The sequence below is a fragment of the Paenibacillus endophyticus genome (genome assembly GCF_014192395.1).
Classification (GTDB): domain Bacteria; phylum Bacillota; class Bacilli; order Paenibacillales; family Paenibacillaceae; genus Pristimantibacillus; species Pristimantibacillus endophyticus.
Genome location: NZ_JACHXW010000026.1, coordinates 89,555 through 110,497, shown reverse-complemented (window position 1 = coordinate 110,497; position 20,943 = coordinate 89,555). Strand labels below are relative to the sequence as shown.

Below are 20,943 nucleotides of genomic sequence, written 5' to 3'. Positions count from 1 at the left end.
TGTAATCGCTGCGAGATAAAGAATCGTATTCCAGCCCACTTCTTTCCACAAGCCGCTGGAGACGATCATTGGCCGGAACCAGCTCTCCGAGCCTAAGAAAAAGATAGGTTCTCCGCCCATTTTCGTAATCAAATCGTTGGCCAAACCGCCGTCTAGTGTAAGAAAGGATTGTAGAATATAAGCGACGACGATCCATGAGAAGAAATGAGGCAAGTAGCTGACCGATTGAACGAATCTTTTGAACCCTGCGCTCACCAATTCATTAATCATAATGGCCAATACAATTGGAGCCGGAAATCCGAATACGAATTTCAATACCGAAATGAACAACGTATTTTTTACGACGATCCAAAACTGAGGCTCTTGCAGAAACGTAAAGTTTTGGAATCCAACCCAAGCGCTGTCCCATATCGAGGACCCGATCTGAAAATCGCGGAATGCGATTTGAATGCCCGCCATCGGAACATAGTTAAATAGAAACAAAAGCAAAACCGCCGGTAAAATCATGACATACTGCCAACGATATTTATATAGTTGTGCTAACATGATGTCGCATTCCTCCTTCTGATATACATTGTAAGGGGATTCAATAAGGCAAACCATATAACGTTGATTGGATTTTCATCGTAATGATTTGCTCTTTGTACGATAACAAAAAAACAGGCGGCCATGAGGCCACCTGTTATTGTTTCGTTTTTGTGCATAAATAATTGTTGTTACCTTATCCATTTAGAAAAACTTACATGCGTTTTTTCTATTTAAATCAATCACTTCATCGATTTGATTGTTAGAAAACTTCCTGGCGAGCGCTTCGGTTCCCTGATTAAGTTTGAAGTTCATCTCATCACTTACCCGCTTCCAGCCTGTAACGGACGTAATTGCGTTTCTATTGCTTATTTCCCGTCAATGCTTGTAAGACATCGTCTATTTTCATGCTATCGGAGATGGGACCGTTAAGCATCCAGTGCCTCGCTGAAATCTTATAGACATGGTTTTGCTTCACTGCAGGTATCGCTTTCCAAACCTCGAGCTTTTCCAATTCCCGTGCTTCCAGCTGACAGAGCAGCTGATGAACAAATTGATAAAACAGTACTTTTACGTGAAAATGCTCCAACGAGGCTTGCTGCCACCATCCTTGCTCCATCGCTCTAACCTTATGCAGTATTGAAATGGACCGTTTAACAGAATACGAGCACAACCGCGTACGGAAAACAAGAAACTGCCAGTGGGAAGATGGAAACCACGCAATTCCTCGCCTTGTGCCATACGAGTATGGCGAACGTCCAAGATTTTAATGGAAGCATAGTTCTACTACTTAATTCCAGAGAATGGTTAGCTTCTCAAAGTACGCTATATTTCATCCTTATCCCGCTATGAAGTGGTATCAAGCAAATGTAAATGTCGCAATAGGTTTATACATGGGGACCGTTTCCAGATTGCTTTCATACAGCTGTATTTCTTTAACGAACCAATTGTTTTCTGACCCTTTATCATCAGGAAAATAATCATCAATTGCTGTTTTCAACTGGTCTTTCCCTTTATAACGGCGAGCTATCGTTAAATGAGGACTAAATGCACGATTTTCCCTCGGGTAGAGTCCCTCCAAGCTATCTTCTATTCGTCGATGCAAATCTGTTAATGCATCTAAGTCTCCGCCTACACTTGCCCAAAGAATACTGGGTGACGTTGGGGCACCAAAAGTCCCCCATCCTTTCGCTCTCAATTCAAATGGTTCAGTAGCGAGCGCAACGTTGGACAATAACTTTTGAATCTGTTGGATCGTAGCTATCGAGGTATCACCTAAAAATTTCAAAGTTATGTGATAATCTTCCGGGTGCGTCCATTTCTGAAAATAAAGATTTGATTTGAGCCGTCTGGATTGTTCAGTCAATCGCTCACGCCATTTTTGGTCGATCGGAATTGCAATGAACAACCGTAATGGTTCAGAACTCATTGATAATAACACCTCCCATTTTGTCTAGCATTCAAGCATAGTCTCTCCTAGAAATAATGGATATAGAATCCTAGGAACAAATTTCCAAAAAAAGTTTTTCCTAAGGTCTAGTCATTCGAACTGGGACAAGAACATATTTCTTTGCAGCAAAAAAAACCGCTATCCGCAGCGGTTTTCTATACCTATATGTTCTTGTCCTCTAACAATCCGTGTGGTGATTATTCTAAGCTCTTGGTCATACCACTTATAGAAGAGTCTCTGCTCCGTCGATGTAAATTTCCGTACCGGTAATGTGGCTCGATCTGTCGGAAGCAAGGAACCACACCAGATCGGCCACCTGCTCGGGTCTCCCCTGTCCATGCTCAAGCGGTTGCGATCCTTCCGGGTACACAACCGGAATGCGGATTTTGTCCACTTCCTTGGAGCTTTTTGTGTTCTCTCCGATGTTCGTCTCGATCCCTCCGGGGCAGATGACGTTGACGCGAATCCGGTAACGGGCCAATTCCAGTGCTGCCATCTTGGCGAAGGCTACCTGCCCGGCCTTAGAGGAACTATAGGCGGACATGCCAAAACCGGAAAATTTCCTGTTACCGTTGATCGAGCTCGTCACGACGATGCTGCCTCCCTTCGCTTTCATATAAGGCACAGCGTTTTTAACCGTCAGGAACGTCCCCTTCAGATTGATTGCCAATGTATCGTCCCACGCCTCCGGCGTTAAGTCCTCAATCGGAGCGAGCGTGCCATTAATCCCTGCATTGGCGAATACGATGTCAAGGCGTCCGAAACGATCTGCCGCAGCGCGGATGGCACGCTCCATTCTGACCGGATCAGACACGTCGACATCATAGAATTCGGCTTGCCTGCCCATGCCACGTATCTCCTCCTCTACATCCGCGGTCCGTTCGTCAATTAAATCGAGAAGGCAAACATTCGCACCGGCACGGGCAAGCTTCAGAGCGGAAGCCCTGCCGATTCCCGAGCCGGCTCCAGTCACTAGTGCCGTCATTCCTGCGAGAATAAGCTCCTCTGTTGGCGTACTTCCTTGATCCTTGTCATCCAGCTTTTGGTTCATCGCGCATCTCACCTTTCAAAGAAATATTTCCCGGAACAATAACTGCTAACAGTTATTGTATACCCATCTTTGAAAGTGAATACTCAGCAGGCTTTCACTCGCGCTAATATACCGGTCGCTTTATTTCGTATTTTTCAATGCGTGGGTTATTATACTGCGCATACCGCTTCTATAGATAGCATATATTTTCACATTGCTCGGCTTTTGTCGAAAAATGGGTACTCTCCTTTACACTCGCGGCATCCCGACAGAATATGATTGTTTAGATAAGCACCGGATATGTAACGCAAACGTAGAAGGGACTGTGATCCATTGGCGCAAAGCTCACGTTCATCGCGACCTCCAAGGTCGTTGAGACATTATTCAAGCCATACACGCCATTTTATTAAGAAGCTTGGCTGCAAACCAAGCGAGCTGCTGCATTTTATTTTGGTCTATGATCCAAAACACAAAAACAAGGTTTACAGCCGTTCCTCCCATCACCCCGCGATGACGCTGCATAAACCTTTAAAGCTGCTAGAAAAGCGCACGCCTCGAATAACCCTCTTTTCCAAGAAAAACGAGCTCATTCATATCCTCAGCCAAAATAAAAAAGGCTACGCGGTTTTTATGGAAATTAATAATCGCGAAACCTGGAAAAGTGAGTTCAAAAAAATCAGGGCACAGTTCATCGACGTTGACTTAAATAAAATTTCAGAACAATTTCACACAAACGAGCAAGCTCAGCAGCGGATTGAATCCCTGCAAGCAGACCCCGCAGAGCAGCTCCTATCCATTACCATCAAAAGAAATAAGCAAGGGCTATATCGCCTTTTGGCTGAGCGAACGAGAGAGAGAGTCGCATATTTAAAAAAAGAATATATAAAAAAGTATAAACGACGTATTAAGGACACGTTGATTATCGAAACAAAAAACGGATATCACATCTATTGGGTTCTTCAAGGCGGGTCGATTAACAAATTCGTTCCGATCCAAAAGGCTTTAGCACAAAAATTCAGCTCTGACCCCGTGATCACCAATCTATCTAGAGTCATGCGCGTACCCGGCTTCTACCATATGAAAAACCCGGAAAGCCCCTTTATGGTTCGCATCAAGCAATGGGGCAGGAAAAAATCGTTCACGCAAAAAGAACTCGTTCGTTCACTGGCATTAAAACCTGCTTTCACAGCGAGATCTAGAAAAAATGCTCACTAATGCAGCATGCTTCATATGCGATTATCGGAGACATCTTTTGAAAAACAACTATACGGCAGATTGAATAATGTAAGGGGCAGTCTCAAAAGTCCGTTTGCAACATTCAGAGACCGCTTGTTACGTCGTATCGGGTTATCAGAGCCTTCCGCTCCACTTTTGTAGTGGCGTTGAAGGTTCATTTTTCTTTTTATAGGACTGGCCGGCTCAGGGTTCCCTTTTGGACAGCCTGATGGCATAGGCGAGTGAAAATTCGCCCTCATTTCCATTCCATACAAGCGTAAACGGCTGTCGCCGCCCACTGTGGCAATAGCAGTCGTTTCGCGGAGATATATAAGCACATTTATATGTGAAAACATATAAATTCTTATATATTTAAAAAACACAGTATGTTCTATAGTTCTTCTGGTCAAACAATATTTGGATACACGATATAATAAAGCTCTGGAAAGGAGAACCAATTAAGATAATGTAAGCGCTTCACTCGCTTCGCCAAATTATTTTAGGGGGAATATAACCCGTGCGTACACATTTCAAACCGATCATCTCGATTTTGCTTGCAGCAGCTTTGCTCCTGCCTTCAGGCTGGCTTGCACCGGCTGCGGAAGCTGCCGAACAGGAAATACCGGTCATTTTGTACCACCGGATTGTCGCTAATGCAACGGATGATTGGACTCATACAAGCATAGAGCAGTTCACGAAACAGATGAAATATTTGAACGACAACGATTACAATACGTTGTCTGCAGAGCAATATGCCCACATTCTTGAAGGAACAGTCGCACCTCCCGAGAAGCCGATCCTGCTTACCTTTGATGACGCAACGCCTGATTTCATTGCTCATGCACTCCCAATATTGAAGCAATATGGCATGCAATCCGTGCAATTTGTTGTCAGCGATTGGATTAACGGCGAATACAGCATGACGACGGCGCAATTGCAGGCGCTTGCGGCAGAGCCTAGCGTCAGCCTCCAGAACCATTCCAAGACGCATAACGGTACTAACGACAGCGCAGCCGGAGAAATCTGGACGAGCAATATTACCAAAGAACAAGCTTCAGGCGAGATTGCCGCAGCGAACGCCTACCTGAAGAGCATCACGGGAAAAGACCCCTTTCTATTGGCTTACCCTTACGGTGCTTTTAACGAGAACGCGGAGACAGCGGCACAAGAGAACAGCATCAAATACGCCTTCAAGGTTGGCTACCCGAATCAAGGCAGCTATGCTATGGGTCGTCACTACATGATGAAAAGTACAACTCTGAGCCAATTCGCTTCCATGGTTGGCGGACCTGCGCCAACCGAGCCATTGGTTGACGTGACCGTATACCACGAAACCTTTGCAAATGGTAACGGAGCAGCGACGCAATCAGGCGGAGCCAGCCTCTCGCAGTCCACCGATAAAGTATTCGCCGGCAATGCTGACGGAGCAGCTTTATCGGTAAGCAACAGAAAAAACGATTACGATGCGGCTGACTTCAAATTCAGCGATATTGGTCTCGATAACGGAAAAACCTACACGGTAACCGTTACAGGCTACGTAAACGCTGACGCAGTCGTACCTGCCGGCGCACAAGCCTTTCTTCAAACGGTGAGCAGCTACAGCTGGCTGGCAGGAGCCAATTTCACAGCCGGAGAAGCTTTTATTTTAACGAAAGAATTTACGGTTGATACGATCAAGGATACGAGCCTGCGCGTTCAATCAAACGCTGATGGGGCGGCTGTCCCGTTTTATATTGGAGACGTACGGATTACCGAGAAGGCCGCTTCGGGCGGCGGCGAAGGGGAGACACCTAGACCGCCGGCGGCAGACTTCGACACCATAACCTTCGAGGATCAAACGGCGAGCGGTTTTGTAGGCAGGTCCGGTACCGAAACGCTCACGGTCACCAATGAAGCCAATCATACCGATGGCGGTTCCTATGCTTTGAAGGTGGAGAACCGATCCGATAGCTGGCATGGGCCAACCTTGCACGTGGAGAAATATGTGGACAAAGGCGACGAATATAACATTTCGTTCTGGGTCAAGCTGATCTCACCTACTAGCTCGCAGCTCCAGCTGTCTACCCAGGTTGGCGAAAGCAGCCCAAGCTATGTTAACCTTTCATCCAAAACGATCAATGCCAGCGACGGCTGGGTTCAGTTCGAAGGCACCTACCGTTATACCAACGTAGGCAACGAATTTCTGACTATCTATGTGGAAAGCTCCAATAATAAGACAGCCTCTTATTATATCGACGATATCAGTTTTGAGAGCACCGGATCGGACCCGATCTCCATACAAAAAGATCTGACTCCAATCAAAAATGCTTATCAAAACGAGTTCCTAATCGGAAACGCGATATCATCGGGGGATTTGGAAGGCGTTAGGCTGGAGCTCCTCAAGCTCCATCACAATGCCGCCACAGCGGAAAACGCAATGAAGCCGGATCAGATGCAGCCTACAAAGGGCAGCTTTACCTTTGCCGCCGCGGATGCACTCGTGGATAAGGCTCTGGCTGAGGGAATGCAAATGCATGGGCATGTTCTTGTCTGGCATCAGCAGACGCCGGCGTGGATGACTACGTCGAACGATTCTCCTTTGGGACGGGACGAAGCGCTCGTTAATATGAAGACTCACATCGAAACGGTCATGGAGCATTACGGCAGCAAAATGATCTCATGGGACGTCGTCAACGAAGCGATGAACGATAATCCGTCTGATCCATCGAATTGGAAAGAGGCGCTGCGTCAATCCCCTTGGAAAAGCGCCATCGGATCAGACTACGTAGAGCAGGCGTTCTTAGCGGCAAGAGAAGTGCTGGACGCCCATCCGGAATGGGATATCAAACTTTATTACAATGATTATAACGAAGACAACCAGAATAAAGCCCAAGCTATTTACAGCATGGTCAAAGAGCTCAATGATAAGTATGTGCTGACTAATCCTGGCAAGCTCCTCATTGACGGCGTTGGGATGCAGGCGCACTACAATGTAAACACGAACCCGGACAACGTTAAGCTGTCCTTGGAGAAGTTTATTTCCTTAGGCGTAGAAGTAAGCATAACCGAGCTGGACATTCAAGCGGGAAGCAGCTACGAGCTCCCCGAGCAGCTTGCGAATGCTCAAGGCTACTTATATGCGCAGCTGTTTGAGATCTTCAAAGCTCATGCCGCTAATATCAGTCGCGTAACCTTCTGGGGATTGAATGACAGTTCAAGCTGGAGGGCCGCTAACAACCCGCTGCTGTTCGATCAGAACCTGCAGGCCAAACCGTCTTATTATGGTGTCATCGATCCTGTTTCATTTATGGAAGAACATGCGCCTGTTGCGACAGATGCCAAGCAATCAACCGCTCAATTTGCTACACCAACAATCGACGGAACAGTCGATGACGTTTGGAGCAGAGCGGCTGAGATTCCGGTTAATCGCTATCAGATGGCATGGCAAGGCGCGACAGGAGTCGCAAAAACGCTCTGGGATAATCAAAATCTGTATGTATTAATTCAGGTTAGCGACGCGCAGCTGGACAAGAGCAATGCAGCTGCATATGAACAGGACTCCATTGAAATCTTTTTGGACGAAAACAATGCCAAAACATCATTCTATCAGGATGACGATGGACAGTACCGAGTTAACTTCGATAACGAAACATCATTCAATCCGTCAAGCATCGCGGAGGGCTTCGAGTCTGCAACTAAAGTTTCCGGCACAAGCTACACGGTAGAAGTGAAGATTCCTTTCAAAAAGGCAACCCCAAGCAGCGATAAGAAGCTTGGCTTTGATGTGCAGATTAATGACGCAAAAGACGGTGCCCGTCAAAGCGTTGCTGCATGGAACGATACGACTGGCAACGGTTATATGGACACTTCCGTATACGGTGTACTGACCCTTGCCGGTCAAACGGTTCATCCAGGCGAAGCGACTAGCACCGGATCTAATTCCTCCTCAGGAAACGTAGAGGTTAAAGACGGCCTTGTTACGATCCACCCTGGAGTGAAAACTGAGGGCGGCCTCGTAACAGCCTCGGTTTCCAACGAAAATCTGAGGAGAGCGTTTGAACTAGCTGCGCCAGCAGCAAACGGCAAAATAACAATCGTAATCGATGTTCCGAAGCAAACCAACGCCGATTCGTATGAAGTGCAATTGCCGACTCAAAGCCTGAAAGGCCAACAAAGCTTTGTACTTTCAATGAAGACGGAGCATGCGGCCATTGGAATCCCAAGCAACATGCTGTCGAGTGAAGTCGAGAATGCGGAGCAAGTATCCATCCGTGTAACGAAGGCCTCTACCGCTAGCCTGGATGCAGCCTCTCGCGAGCGGATTGGGAACCGTCCGGTACTGGATCTTAATATGTTCGTCGATGGAAAAATCATTGCATGGAGCAACCCGAACGCGCCTGTTACGATCTCTGTTCCATACACGCCGACAGCAGAAGAGCTTAGCAATCCGGAGTCGATTGTCGTGTGGTATCTCGCTGACAATGGCGATGTGACATCAATTCCGAACGGTCGATATGATGCCGCCACCCAAGCAGTCGTATTCCAAACGACCCATTTCAGCAGCTATGCTGTGGCTTCCGTCGTCAAAACCTTCGGGGACCTGGGGAGCGTGCCATGGGCGAAGCAAGCGATTGACGCCATGACAGCACGCGATGTTATCAAAGGAATCTCCGAGGACAGCTTCTCTCCTGGCGCTTCCATTAAACGAGCAGACTTCATCGCTCTCCTTGTAAGAGCGCTTGAATTGCAAGGTACAGGCAAGGATGATGCAATGTTCAGCGATGTTCAGGAAACCGCTTATTATTACGATGAGCTGGCCATTGCGAAAGAACTAGGAATTGCAACTGGCTTTGGAGACCATTCGTTTAAACCAAACCGCGATATCTCCCGTCAGGATATGATGGTGCTGACGACGCGCGCGCTGGCAGCAGCCGACAAGCTGCTTGAAGCAAGCGGTGACTTAGAGGCTTATTCTGACGCAGCGAGTATTTCTGAATATGCGCAAGACAGCGCGGCTGGCTTAGTGAAAGCCGGAGTTGTGAACGGCAAGAATGGCAACATTGCGCCGACTGATTCGCTCACTCGCGCAGAAGCAGCCGTTATCTTGTATCGTATTTGGCATTTGTTGTAGATCAGCGGATAATAACGAACGCTTAGGTCGAGTGTCTGTCCCTTGTCCGATGATTTAAGCATACTTGTTAAAACGTTGTGCCAAACAGATTGTCCCGCGTAAACATCGAATGAGCCAAGCCATCTAACGAATGGCTTGGCTCATTTCAATACCCGCTTTATGGGTTTCAATTATAGTTTTGAGCTATGGTCTCCAAATACTGCTCGATAGGAACAGAGTTTCGTAGAGCTAGCAGTCCATTCCCTGCCTGGCCAATTACGGTTCGGAATTGCTTGCTCTCTCCTGTTGCTTGTGCTGCAATGGCATTTACAATCGTCTGTGGATCATCCAGTTGAGCGCTGTCCGGGTTCGCCATCATTCTTTCAATTTTGCCCATTAAATTATCGTAAGCCGTTATCGTTTCATCCTTATTCCAAATGATGCTGTTCTTAAAATTATTTCCGGATGAACCGCCTTGCTCTATGAGCCGGAGCTCAATATTCAACGGTTTTAATTCGTAATAAAGCCCCTCCGTTAAGCCTTCCAAAGCAAACTTGGACATATTATAAAGCGAGCCCAGCGGTACAGCAGTCGTTACTCCCATAAACGAGCTAATGTTGATGAACATCCCCCCGCCGTTTGCTCTGAAATGCGGCAGGAATTTGCGGATAACATTGATCGGTCCCCGCGTATTAACGGCAAACTGCCAGTCAATCGTATCCTCTGCCGCTAATTCCAATGCTCCGTAGGAGCCCATTCCTGCATTATTTACAACCACATCGATTGTGCCAAAGGCGGTAATGGCTTGTTCAATTGCTGATTCAACCTGCTCCAAATCCGTAACATCCAGCTTAAATATTCGAATGTTGGGATATTTGATCAATTCCGTTTCCCTCTCAGGCGTGCGCATCGTTGCTGCAACATTCCAACCCATCTTTGCAAAATGAATCGCCGTTAGCTTACCCAATCCCGAGCTTGTTCCCGTAATAAAAATCGTTTTAGTCATTTTGAATCCTCCTATTAGTTAGTGAAATTTTATGATGAATAGCTGAATTCATGGCATTATCCGCTTAATTTAGTAATTTAGAGTGAACGTTCATTCACATTTTGGTTTAAAAAATCCAAGGTATGATGACTCAAACGTCATACCTTGGCAGCAGGTTTGGATTTCCATTTTATTTTGCTCAGAGAGTTCCAACAGGACTGAATGGCCGTTTGCATAATCTCCTCAGTCAGTTCATTCTGGTTATAGAGGCGGCTCTTTATTAAATACACCATCATGCCGTAGTGCATCTGCACCATAAGTCTTGGAGAAGATTCAATAAACCGATCCTGCTCCATTTCTTCCTGATACATCAAACCGACATTGTAACACCAATTCTTCTCATAGACATCCTGTTTCGTCTCTTCTTTAATATAAGGCGAGAAAGAGTACTGCTCTAGAAATTGAAAAGCAGGCAGGTTCTCGATGCTGGCCCTCAATAAATTATTCCAAACTCGAAAAAAACGATCCTGAACAGGTAGATCAGCCTCAAAACCCTCTAAAACAGAAGCAGTGAACGAATCGGCAATTGCTTTGAATAGTTCATTAATAATTTCTTCTTTGCTTCCGAAATTGTTATAAATCGTTCCTGTTGGAATGCCCGACTCTTTTGAAATAATCGACATCGATGTAGCCTGAATATCCTTCTGGCTCATCAACTTCAGTACGGACTCTAAAACGGCTTTTTGAGCACTGCTGTACTTTTCAAACATACCTATTGTCCTCCATTGCATTCACGAGGATTAAACCCAATATTGAAGTGAACGTTCATTCATGTGGTTATCATACCGATTGTTTATTTGATTGTCAACTGCCATGTATGGTGATACAGTGCCTTAGCGCAATTCCCGTTTGATCAGCAAAGATCAAACGGTTAGTACCATCAGGCACTCGTCAAAGTACTCACCGTTGTACTTTAAGGCGTTATTTTCCAAACCATATACCTTGAAACCCAAGGACTGATATAGCTTTTTCGCATAATCATTGCCGGATATAACTGTTAAATTGATGTGTTCTAATCCTTCGCAATCGCTTGCTCGGCTAATAAGTTCATTCATGAGTAATTTCCCCAAGCCTTGCCCTCTCTGTTCCGGTGCCACATACATCCCATAAACATTGCCTTTATGAGCCGTTTTCTGACTGTTCTCCCGTACAAAAGATACAATCCCTACTAACGAACCATTATCGTCAAAGGCCCCAAGTACAAACTTATCTCCACCGGGTTTCAACCGTTCAATTACTATTTCCAGTGAAAAGTCCGCTTCCCGCTCATACGTTGAGCCAAAGGCCTCCGGGTTGCATTTCAAGGCATTCAATCTTAATGCTTGATACAATATCGCATCGGGCTCATCCAACACTCGAATATTCATTCCCTTTCCTCCCGTCTCTTTCGTGTCCAACCTAACATAGACGAAATTCAAACCAACCATATACGCATGCCATTCTCCTCTTTCAGAATAAGCGATCTATTGGGCTGCTTTCATTAACTTTTTCGCCGCCTTTTGAACGGAGCTTTTGGGGTGAGTCTCATATTCATATCCATACATTAAAACTTCGGCCGCTAAACTAGGGGAGACCTTCGCTACTCCAATCATAGCGGTTAACAATTTTGAAATAAACTTATCACCTAATTGCAAGAGTCCCTGCTTTAATATCGGCAGGATCATTTTGGCTTCCGATTCACCGCAGGATGCCGCATTCCCCAAACAAAGTATCGAGTAGTCTTTTACAATCGTGCTTTTATCTGAGAACATTCTTTCTTGCAAGTCCCCAAGTGCAGTGATTATCCGACTAGATATAAGAGGACTTATGAATGCAACAGCATGCATCGACTCCCATCGTACCCGTGTATGCTTATGATGAATCGAAGAGAGGAGCTGTTCGGCATATAGCGCAACTAGGTGGGGGTGAGTTTCTGCTACCTTTGAAAAAACCTCTGCACAATCTCCGGCAATTTTGAAGTCCGAATGTAATATTCCTTCTGCCATTTGTTTTAATAAAACTGGGTTTTCTTTGCACGTTAACGCTGCATTCTCATTCGATTGCTGCGTGGAATCTCCAGTCTGCGAGGATAACATCGATACTACCGTTCCTTTCTCCTCCACTTTACGATCACACTCCTTGTTTGCAATTATACTCATACTATCTTTGGTTCTGTTTATTGGCAAATACAAATAGAAGACATCTGTATCCCATTTCGGGAACCGATGTCTTCTATTTTTGAACCTTGAGGAAATGAGAATCCGGACTTCTCCATCTTCAGCTTCAATATCCGCTTAAGATTTACAGCAAATATAGTATGGCTCCTTGCGGGGATACTGGAATTTCCGTGAAAGGTTTAGGTTAATATAAGTTCTAACAACTTATTGTACAAGCAATTGATCCAACAAACGAATGATCATCGCAACGGACTCAGCTCGGGAAGCAGCTTCATTCGGTTTGAACAATCCGTCGCCTTTACCGCTGACGATACCTGCAGAGGCGAAAGCATTGATTGGTTCAGAAGCCCAGTTTGTACCTACATCTGTGAATAGATTGGATGTGCTGGAATTATAGTTCGTCAGACGAGCAAGCATGACAACAATCTCAGCACGAGAAATCTCTTGATTAGGATGGAAAGAACCATCACCATAGCCCGTAATTAACTCTTTAGCCTGTAAGGCCGCAATTGCTCCTGAAGCCCAGTGCCCTTGCGTGTCAGAGAATGAAGAAGTGCTTGCAGCCGTTAGGCCAAAAGCTTTGGCAAGCATCGTGGCGAATTCGGCGCGAGTTACCTTTGCATTAGGATGGTATGAACCATCACTGTATCCCGTTACAATTCCCATCTTAGCCGCACGCTCAATTACTGAGGCACTCCACGAAGATGCTAAGACATCTGTAAAGCTTAAAGCAGGAGCAGTTTTTTCTTTTTCTACGATAGCCTTAACTGCATCAACATCTACCTTGTCGTTGAAGACCAGCTCCAAAGACGTTGGTGTCGGTGTTGGTTTTGTTGTTGGTGTTGGTGTTGGTGTTGGTGTTGGTGTTGGTGTTGGTGTTGGTGTTGGTGTCGGCGTTGACGGCTCGCTTTCCGCTGCTTTTACGACGGAAAACTCATCGATCTTATCCCCCGCACTCGTACGTGCTTCCACATGAATCCCATCTTCAGTAATTTCAATAGCGGAATATACAGGAATGTTCTCATCGAATATATGACTCAAATAATTATATTGCGTACCATCATAGAATTTCCAGCCTGATGCACCGCCATCAAGATATACGGTACCTTCATTTGTAGCCTTATTGGGCTTTCCATTCTGCATGGGATAGGTACGCGCATACACATGATCATGACCAACGAGAACCAAATCAACTTTTTTCTCTTCTAATATTGGTGCAAAATACGTTTGTGTATACTCCACTAGGGTTTCTCGACCATTTTCTGTATGGTAGGCAGGACGGTGAAACATAGCGATCGTCCATTTTTTATTATTTTTATCCAAATCTTCTTCCAACCATGCTGCTTGATCAATCATTTGTTCCTCTGTGCCCTCTGAGTTTAATATGACAAAATGAGTATCATCGACATCATAGGAATACACATATTGCAGTTGAGATTCTGGCCCGTTCTTTGGAAAATTCGCACCCTTGGTGAATACTTCCTTCCCCTCGCTCTTCACATCATGATTTCCCAATGTTAGAGCAGTTGGAATTTTTGTTGCATAGACCGAAGATGCTTGCCAGAATTTTTGCCATTCTTCAAATGCGCCGCCTACATCAACCATATCCCCGCCATGCATAACAAACTGTGTCGATGGATGCTGTTTCAATGCACTATTCATAAGTTCTTGGTAGGCCTGTATTCCTTGTGATTGATTCGTATGAGAATCTGTAACATACAAGAATGAGGTCGGTGTTGATTTATTCTGATCAACTGTCGAATATTCATGCCACTCCGACCAATTATCCTCATAACCTACACGATATTTATAAGTGGTATCTGCTTTCAAGCCTTCAATCAAGACATTATGGAACCGGATCTCGCCCTTCGATCCATTTTCCTTCATGCTAAGCACCTGAAGCTCACTCTCAGCTTGCTGCTGTTTTACATGATTCATATCCGCGTTTTCCGCTGCTCCCCATTCACTAGCCTCAATATATTGAATATAAGTAAATGTCCGGTCAGGATTTGTTTGCCATGCAGCGCTAAGCTGCGAAGACATATCTTCTGCCACATAGGTTTGAACATTTTGAGGTATCTCTGTGCCGTACTGCTCAACGACTTCATAATTGACGACCTTACTGTTCTGGTCACCGTTGACAGCTTGAACCTGATAAGTTCCAAGTGCCAATGTCGTTAAGTCAGTCATTAATTGTCCTTTAGCATCTGTTTTACCAAGACTGCCATTCAATAGCTGGCTGCTGACATCAGCTTCAGCGATATAGCCTGTTGTCTGACCATCTGTAAAAATAACCTCGAATAATCCATCTTCAGCTTCTGCTGAAGCATAATAACGTTCACCAGCTTTAGCTACCATTAATACATCAGAAGATGTGTCATCGTCCTCATATACATTAGAAGTTACAGTGTTAACTGTTATGACTGAGCTTTGCTTTAACAATCCAGTGAAGACAATATCTGCCCCTTCAAACGGTTTACCCTCACGATCTAATACAGTAAATGAAGAAGGGGTGCCCAAACCAACTCCCGTCATTTCCAGCTGATATGGAAATGCAATTGTGTAGTGAATTGGAGCGGCTAGCGGTGAGCTGGTCTGAACTTGGCCCGCAGTAAGAGTTGTATGGCTCATCGTTATGGTTTTGTAATCTTCGCCGCGCTCTAGTACAGCATGAGGACTTACTCTAAAGTTAACAGTAACGATACCATTAGCTGCAACTGCTGGTATGTTGTCCAGCGTAACCTGAACCATTCCATTCTCATTATCAATATCCGAGGCTAGGGTAGCTCCAGTCACTTGAGTAATGCTCTCGATTTGAAGGATAGATGCATCATAACGTAATGCGAATTTTGCCGAATCTGCATTCAAATAATCTTTAATGCTAACTTGAACTGGATAAATTTCATTACTTACTGCTTCCTTATCAGCAGTCATGAATAAACGCTCTCCTGCACTCATCGTGAAGGCGAATGTTCTCCCTGCTGGATTACCAGCCTTATCCTTCACTTCAATAACAAGCTCATGATAACCGCCATCTACATATTCTCCTGGATACGTTAATAAATTTGTATCTGGAGAATACTGCACTTCATCAGTAATATCCGTTTCATCCAAAAGAACAGATAATGTATCCAAATCCAGACCTAATCCGTTATCCGTCAACTCAACCTTTAACTCATCAAGTGGCGCGGTTAATATTTCATTCGGGGCAGGTGCTATAGGTTTAATGATTGGAACGTCTTTATCCTCGTCAGCTTCCTCATAGATAAAGGCAATATCATCTACCCAAATAGAGCCCTTATTTTTCTTGCTCATATTCGATTGTTTCAATTGAAAAAACAATTCAAGGACAAACGGACCTGGTTTACCCTGCGGAATATTCGCCTCAATATATTTCCAACCAGACCAGTCAACACCTAATTGATCCGCATTATAGAATTCTGCTTGGAACGATGATCCACCCGCATCTCTAAATTTTGTCGTTAGCAAATGCCCTTCATTGTTCCCATAAACCCACATGCCTACTTTAGTAGGGTAACCGGTTACTGGAATATTTCCTGTGTTATACCCTACTTCAATTTGAGAGGGATTATCTACTATGCCAATCATATCGTAATCAATTCTAGCCGAATATTGTCCGTTTCTTACATGCTTTTTGTTGTTTTCCAAGTGCAGCGTAGCGTCGTACATACGTTTAGGATTAAATTTCACATCTGAGATTCCATCTTCAAAATCTTCAATCAGGACGGATGGCGCAGTTGCATCTGCTGCATATATATAATTTTTATGACCAACTCCTGTATTTAATCCTCCCCCCAGCAGCGTTATCATTGATGCGATTACTATTGTCTTATATAATACTTTTGCTTTCATTACTTTCCCTTCACTCCTTAGTAAAATCTATATTCAAGGAGTACTATAACAGTGTAATGTAAAATTAAAACTCAATTATTATTAAGAAATTATATTTCATTCAATTAAATTGTAATGAATAATCATGAAAATAAGCTGTCTCTGAGCCTGTATGAGTCGCGCTTTTCATAATAGGCTTCACCTGCGGCTGTTACAATTGTGATCGCACCCAGTTAGCCGATAAGTCTTTAGGAATAACTCATCAGGACGAAGGCAGGCTGAGAGTCAGCGCCGGCATCTATGGACATTTCGTCATAATAGCCCTCTGCTAATGACCGATGCACACTGAGAGATCGCAGGTCAATCTTCACAATTTCGGTATGCATCTTCGTCCTTGCGTTCTTCCCTTCCTCTTGAAGCCGATATCGATCGTTCTCGTTGCTCCGCAACATAAAGTACAGATAGCCCCCATGTTTAATAAGCTCGCCAATATCTGCATAATTTTGCCGAAAGATCGTTTTTACCTCATTCCGCTTCCAATCAATTCCGAGAATGCGATAGCCCTGCACAAGGTAAAAGACATCCGTCGCCTCGTCGATGATCAAGCTATTTTCCCCTTGAGTCGTACGGTCATAGATGCCATCGGGCTCAGAACGCGGGAACGCTAAAGAGCTAAGCCATCTTCCTTGTCGGTCAAAACGCTCTAAACGGCGGTCGAGCAACACAATGACCTCATCTTCATAGGGAATAATCCGCACCCCCGCTATCGCGTTCTCATTATAACCGATGTAGGATGAACGATACTCCCGCTTCCCTTCATCATACTGATACAAATAACCGTTAAGATAGTACCACGTGAGTCCGCTTTGCCGATCTTGATACCACTCTTGTGGGTGAAAATGCTCGAACACCGTCTTTTTCATACCGGCTGTAGATTGAAACGGTTGCGGCTTGGCACTCATTTGCCTCAATGCCATATCTGTAGAGTATCGGTAAGCAGTTGAAGCGATATGCAATTGCTCGCCTTCAAGCGCAAGCTGATACGGAGCTGCAACTTCGAGCTTTGTCTTGATCTCCAGCTTATCATTCAGCAAGAGCACCCGGGAGCCTTCCGTATCCGCAACGATCCATCCGTCAGCCACGCGAGCGAAATCTCTGGCTCCGCGACTGGAAAACCCTTCTCCAGTAGTAACAGTGACCTTTATCGGCAATTCGCCGATTTTTACAAGCTCGTTGTCTTTATACTCGTAGAATTGCCGGTCAACGAGCACATACCACCGAGATCCGAACTTACGGTATGTCTTCGCAAAACTATAATCTGAATCCTGATGCTCCTCGTCCACCGCCTGCTTAACCTTCGCTGGAATTGAAGCGTTCGTATTATCCTCCTCGAAGCTCCATTCCAGTACATCATGACTAACCCAATCAAAGGAATGGGGCGGCCGATTTTCTCGCTTTACGGTGACATTGTTTATGGCGGACGCCCAGATCGCTTCCGGATTTGAATTCTCGGCATGAATGAGATCATGCCAGGAAATATATTTTGTTTCCCCGTTTAATTCAAATTCCATGAACGACCCTTTAGCAGCTGCAAGCTTTGCACCTTGGGTTGAGAACTGCGTGTATATTGGCGGGTTACGTTTTTTCGCGCCCCCGTCCTTGTATTGAATAACCTCCAACCGGCCAGGCGAAGCATATGTGAACGTACGGGGATTCAGCGCTTGCCAATCTTTCTGCCACAATCTTGGCTCTGCCGGAAGCAGGGAGCTAAATCCATTATTGATAAACGTCAATGCTTCCTGCCCGTCCTGGCTGCGGAAACGTCCTATGAACTGCGGGGAATCCTCCAGAAAGGTCACCTGCTTGGCGTCAATCAGCTCATAACCGGCATAGCGCCACGCATCATTATTAGGTTCTGGGATATAGACAATGCCGCCAATCTCATCGGTGAAAGCGTAGATTGAAGTCCCATGAAACGATTGAGTATCAGAGAAGTAATGCAAGCCTTGTGCCTTTTCCGTTTTTTTCATAGCAGCATCATCGATGAACTGCCTATTCAAAGATACCCACTTATTGCTGGAGGGATCAAATATATGCTCCGAGAAGCCAGGTCCATTGATCGCTTTGACGAAGAATAGACGCGGTTCCTTTGCCGCCGTCATGGTCAGCACCTCTTGCGGCCCAAAAAATAATTCCTCCTGAGTCGTCACGACCGGCTTAGGCTCTATACGAACCGCCATCCAATCTCCTCGGCGTCCCTCTTTCCCGGAACCCTCCTCTATAAGCTGGGTGCCAATGAGCAGATGCTCTCCATTCAACCATGCCTGCGCAGACAGCGGTTTCTTCCATTCGTGCAGCACTTCCTCACCCGCTTCGTCCGAGATGTAGTAGAGATGAAGATCCTGCACATAAATCGTTTGCGGACCTCGCTTCCACAGCACCTGAGGCTCCTTTTTGTCAGTCATAAATTCGCCTTCCATGGGCTGCCAAGCACTTTCTCCCGCATCAGGCAATTCTATAGAAACTGCAGGCTCCACAGCAGGCACATGATTGGCTTTCTTAGTAGCTATTGAGTAGAACAATACAATGGAAAGCGTTATAACGGTAATGCTACCCAGTATGATGAAAGTTCGCATACGCCGATTCATGACAGCCCCCCCTTTTATCCATCCCAAAATAACCGCATCCATTAGACGCATTTAATTGGAAAAAGTTTCAATAAAAGGCAGGTAGTTTCTGGTTCTGGAACTACTTGCAACCCAGCTGTCAGCTTGCAGTCGACTGTTGCCCATACTACGTCATTTTAAACGCTGTTTCCCTCCCTAATGATTGATTGATCAATCACTTTAGTGCAAGAGATGCCTTGCTTTCCTGCAATGCCAACACAGTCGCGGTAATACCCTCTTGGAAAGGCGTCGCGGTGATCGGTCCGATAAATCGTTTGTATTTTTCTCCACTCAGCGTCAGCGGATCTTCGGTTAAATAAAGCATCTCGACGACTTCTTTCATCACGGGCACTCTCATGCCTATCAACGATAAACCAAATTTTCTCATCGGTATGACCGGTTTAGCTTGGCCGATGGCCTTTTGTGCAATCCGTACAATTTCTCGCCCCGAAATAAGCCCGGCTCCCGGTATATTCCAGTTCTGCCCATAAGCGAAGCTTTTGCCTGCCAGCTCAGCAACCATCGAAGCCGCATCAGGCAAATAGACGAATTCGCGTGGAACATGCATGTTTCCAACAAAAAAAGCCATTTTTCCAGCAGCTATCGCTTCCAGGGTAGAACCTAAATACGAGGCTTCATTAGCCGTAGGTCCATAATAATCGGGCAAGCGAACAATCATGACTTCGGCCTTGGTCCAACGCTTACTGAACAACATCCGTTCATAGTCCAGACGTACTTTTCCTTTTATCGTATGAGGCTGTTTGGGATGTTCTTCCGTGACAAGATCCATCTGCCTTCTCCCATACGGATAAATTCCGTCAATCGCTACAACTTTAATCGCAAGCCGTTCTGCCGCCTCCATCACCGATTCGCCTAACGGAATTAGATTATTCACCATCTCGTGATAGGGTACATTCGCGCAATGGAACAATACGTCTGCGTCGCCTGCCTCGGCTACAATATCATCAGGTCGCATAGCGTTCCCTACGGCAAGCTTCAAATGCTTAGGATTACCCAGCTTTCCAGCAATCTGCTCCAATTTCTGACGCGAACGTCCAAAAGCAATGGTATGTATTCCCCGTTTGACCAATTCTTCCGTGATTGCTGCTCCCGTCCCGCCCGTTGCTCCAATAACAATCGCTTTTTCCATTTTTATTTGCCCCATTTCATTTGTAATTGATCAATCACTAACTTTGATTCATCTTACCACCTCGTTATTGATTGGTCAATCACTTTATTGGGACTTTTTATTTGAAGGAGACTTCCTTTTCGCCTGCCTCCTATTCCTAAAAGAAAATAAGCTTTATGGAAAAAAGCCATCTCAGCATTTGCCGTCTTTTGGATTTCATTTGGGCTAATATCATTACGTCACAAACGTCCAAACACAAAGTGCCATCTTCACATAATCTACATGGTACTCAAGACATTGGGAGGTGAAGATTTAATGGGTGGTTTTGTAGGCGGCGCTAATAACAGTATTGGTTTTATATTGGTACTTTTTATTTTGTTGGTAATTATCTCTTGTAGCTGTGGAATTTTTGGTGGCGGATACGGCGGCGGTTACTAACTTCTGCTCATATACAGTCTAGACGTAACCTCCATGCGTTCGGACTGCTTGGTTTTATAGCGTTACTCGATAAGGCCCATTATTGGGCCTTATTTTCTTTTAATGACCCATGGAGTTCAATCGCTATAGGTCGATCCAAATTTGTTTAGCCATTTCAACCAGCGATATATTCGCTTGGATGCTAATATTCGTATCCATTGTGCCTAAGCTTTTGGCAATGTCAGTGGAATTATTGATACTAAGCAGCAAGGAATATGCACCGCCATTGGATTGGGTTTCAATAATCGCATTTCCCGTCTTAGCCGCAGGTACCACATAACCATTTTCTTACCGTAGTCTTTTTATTCC

General features: G+C 45.1%; 14 protein-coding genes and 1 pseudogene. 3 read left to right on the top strand and 12 right to left on the bottom strand.

The window, feature by feature from the left end:
• From FHS16_RS27970 to FHS16_RS27955, 4 genes and pseudogenes are all read right to left on the bottom strand, one after another.
• A pseudogene (locus FHS16_RS27970) lies at positions 1-546 on the bottom strand (sugar ABC transporter permease); the annotation flags it as partial.
• A 340-nt stretch (positions 547-886) separates the two neighbouring features.
• Positions 887-1,144 carry an ABC transporter substrate-binding protein gene (locus tag FHS16_RS27965; protein WP_183570451.1) on the bottom strand — a complete coding sequence of 86 codons (258 nt, stop codon included), beginning with the start codon at positions 1,142-1,144 and terminating at the stop codon, positions 887-889.
• Positions 1,145-1,384: 240 nt separating this feature from the next.
• Entirely contained in the window at positions 1,385-1,954 is a 570-nt protein-coding gene (thpR, locus tag FHS16_RS27960; RefSeq protein ID WP_183570449.1) for an RNA 2',3'-cyclic phosphodiesterase, read from the bottom strand.
• Between the two features lie 244 nt (positions 1,955-2,198).
• Positions 2,199-3,026, bottom strand: a complete 828-nt coding sequence (locus FHS16_RS27955) for an SDR family oxidoreductase (protein ID WP_376769708.1) — start codon at positions 3,024-3,026, stop codon at positions 2,199-2,201.
• A gap of 609 nt (positions 3,027-3,635) precedes the next feature.
• On the opposite strand from FHS16_RS27955, the gene FHS16_RS27950 reads away from it, so the two are divergent.
• Both FHS16_RS27950 and FHS16_RS27945 read left to right on the top strand, forming a co-directional pair.
• On the top strand, positions 3,636-4,220 hold the full coding sequence (locus FHS16_RS27950) for a DNA-primase RepB domain-containing protein (RefSeq protein ID WP_183570447.1): 585 nt from the start codon (positions 3,636-3,638) through the stop codon (positions 4,218-4,220).
• Between the two features lie 517 nt (positions 4,221-4,737).
• Entirely contained in the window at positions 4,738-9,330 is a 4,593-nt protein-coding gene (locus tag FHS16_RS27945; RefSeq protein WP_312891107.1) for an endo-1,4-beta-xylanase, read from the top strand.
• 166 nt (positions 9,331-9,496) lie between these two features.
• On the opposite strand, the gene FHS16_RS27940 is transcribed toward FHS16_RS27945, so the two are convergent.
• The 7 genes from FHS16_RS27940 to FHS16_RS27910 all read right to left on the bottom strand — a co-directional run bounded on the left by FHS16_RS27940 (position 9,497) and on the right by FHS16_RS27910 (position 20,178).
• Positions 9,497-10,315: an SDR family oxidoreductase gene (locus FHS16_RS27940; RefSeq protein WP_183570445.1), complete on the bottom strand. Its 819-nt coding sequence runs from the start codon at positions 10,313-10,315 to the stop codon at positions 9,497-9,499.
• Between the two features lie 137 nt (positions 10,316-10,452).
• On the bottom strand, positions 10,453-11,064 hold the full coding sequence (locus tag FHS16_RS27935) for a TetR/AcrR family transcriptional regulator (protein ID WP_183570443.1): 612 nt from the start codon (positions 11,062-11,064) through the stop codon (positions 10,453-10,455).
• 153 nt (positions 11,065-11,217) lie between these two features.
• Positions 11,218-11,721: a GNAT family N-acetyltransferase gene (locus FHS16_RS27930; RefSeq protein WP_183570441.1), complete on the bottom strand. Its 504-nt coding sequence runs from the start codon at positions 11,719-11,721 to the stop codon at positions 11,218-11,220.
• Positions 11,722-11,817: 96 nt separating this feature from the next.
• A complete protein-coding gene (locus tag FHS16_RS27925) occupies positions 11,818-12,456 on the bottom strand; it encodes a hypothetical protein (RefSeq protein ID WP_183570440.1) in 639 nt (212 codons plus the stop codon).
• A gap of 258 nt (positions 12,457-12,714) precedes the next feature.
• Positions 12,715-16,383 carry an S-layer homology domain-containing protein gene (locus FHS16_RS27920; protein WP_183570438.1) on the bottom strand — a complete coding sequence of 1,223 codons (3,669 nt, stop codon included), beginning with the start codon at positions 16,381-16,383 and terminating at the stop codon, positions 12,715-12,717.
• 227 nt (positions 16,384-16,610) lie between these two features.
• Positions 16,611-19,010 (bottom strand): hypothetical protein, encoded by a 2,400-nt coding sequence (locus tag FHS16_RS27915; protein ID WP_183570436.1) that lies wholly within the window; start codon positions 19,008-19,010, stop codon positions 16,611-16,613.
• A 193-nt stretch (positions 19,011-19,203) separates the two neighbouring features.
• Complete coding sequence (locus FHS16_RS27910) at positions 19,204-20,178, bottom strand: SDR family NAD(P)-dependent oxidoreductase (protein ID WP_183570434.1); 975 nt, start codon at positions 20,176-20,178, stop codon at positions 19,204-19,206.
• A 294-nt stretch (positions 20,179-20,472) separates the two neighbouring features.
• On the opposite strand from FHS16_RS27910, the gene FHS16_RS27905 reads away from it, so the two are divergent.
• Positions 20,473-20,595 carry a sporulation protein YjcZ gene (locus FHS16_RS27905; RefSeq protein WP_183570432.1) on the top strand — a complete coding sequence of 41 codons (123 nt, stop codon included), beginning with the start codon at positions 20,473-20,475 and terminating at the stop codon, positions 20,593-20,595.
• 123 nt (positions 20,596-20,718) lie between these two features.
• Here the strand turns inward: FHS16_RS27905 and FHS16_RS27900 are convergent, their stop codons facing one another.
• Positions 20,719-20,910, bottom strand: a complete 192-nt coding sequence (locus FHS16_RS27900) for a hypothetical protein (RefSeq protein ID WP_183570430.1) — start codon at positions 20,908-20,910, stop codon at positions 20,719-20,721.
• Between the last annotated feature and the right edge of the window lie 33 nt (positions 20,911-20,943).

Excerpts from the sequence above, each read along its gene's own strand:
- FHS16_RS27965 (WP_183570451.1), bottom strand. The coding sequence starts at position 1,144 with ATGGAGCAAGGATGGTGGCAGCAAGCCTCGTTGGAGCATTTTCACGTA.
- thpR (WP_183570449.1), bottom strand. The coding sequence starts at position 1,954 with ATGAGTTCTGAACCATTACGGTTGTTCATTGCAATTCCGATCGACCAA.
- FHS16_RS27955 (WP_376769708.1), bottom strand. The coding sequence starts at position 3,026 with ATGAACCAAAAGCTGGATGACAAGGATCAAGGAAGTACGCCAACAGAG.
- FHS16_RS27950 (WP_183570447.1), top strand. The coding sequence starts at position 3,636 with ATGGAAATTAATAATCGCGAAACCTGGAAAAGTGAGTTCAAAAAAATC.
- FHS16_RS27940 (WP_183570445.1), bottom strand. The coding sequence starts at position 10,315 with ATGACTAAAACGATTTTTATTACGGGAACAAGCTCGGGATTGGGTAAG.
- FHS16_RS27935 (WP_183570443.1), bottom strand. The coding sequence starts at position 11,064 with ATGTTTGAAAAGTACAGCAGTGCTCAAAAAGCCGTTTTAGAGTCCGTA.
- FHS16_RS27930 (WP_183570441.1), bottom strand. The coding sequence starts at position 11,721 with ATGAATATTCGAGTGTTGGATGAGCCCGATGCGATATTGTATCAAGCA.
- FHS16_RS27920 (WP_183570438.1), bottom strand. The coding sequence starts at position 16,383 with ATGAAAGCAAAAGTATTATATAAGACAATAGTAATCGCATCAATGATA.
- FHS16_RS27915 (WP_183570436.1), bottom strand. The coding sequence starts at position 19,010 with ATGAATCGGCGTATGCGAACTTTCATCATACTGGGTAGCATTACCGTT.
- FHS16_RS27910 (WP_183570434.1), bottom strand. The coding sequence starts at position 20,178 with ATGGAAAAAGCGATTGTTATTGGAGCAACGGGCGGGACGGGAGCAGCA.
- FHS16_RS27905 (WP_183570432.1), top strand. The coding sequence starts at position 20,473 with ATGGGTGGTTTTGTAGGCGGCGCTAATAACAGTATTGGTTTTATATTG.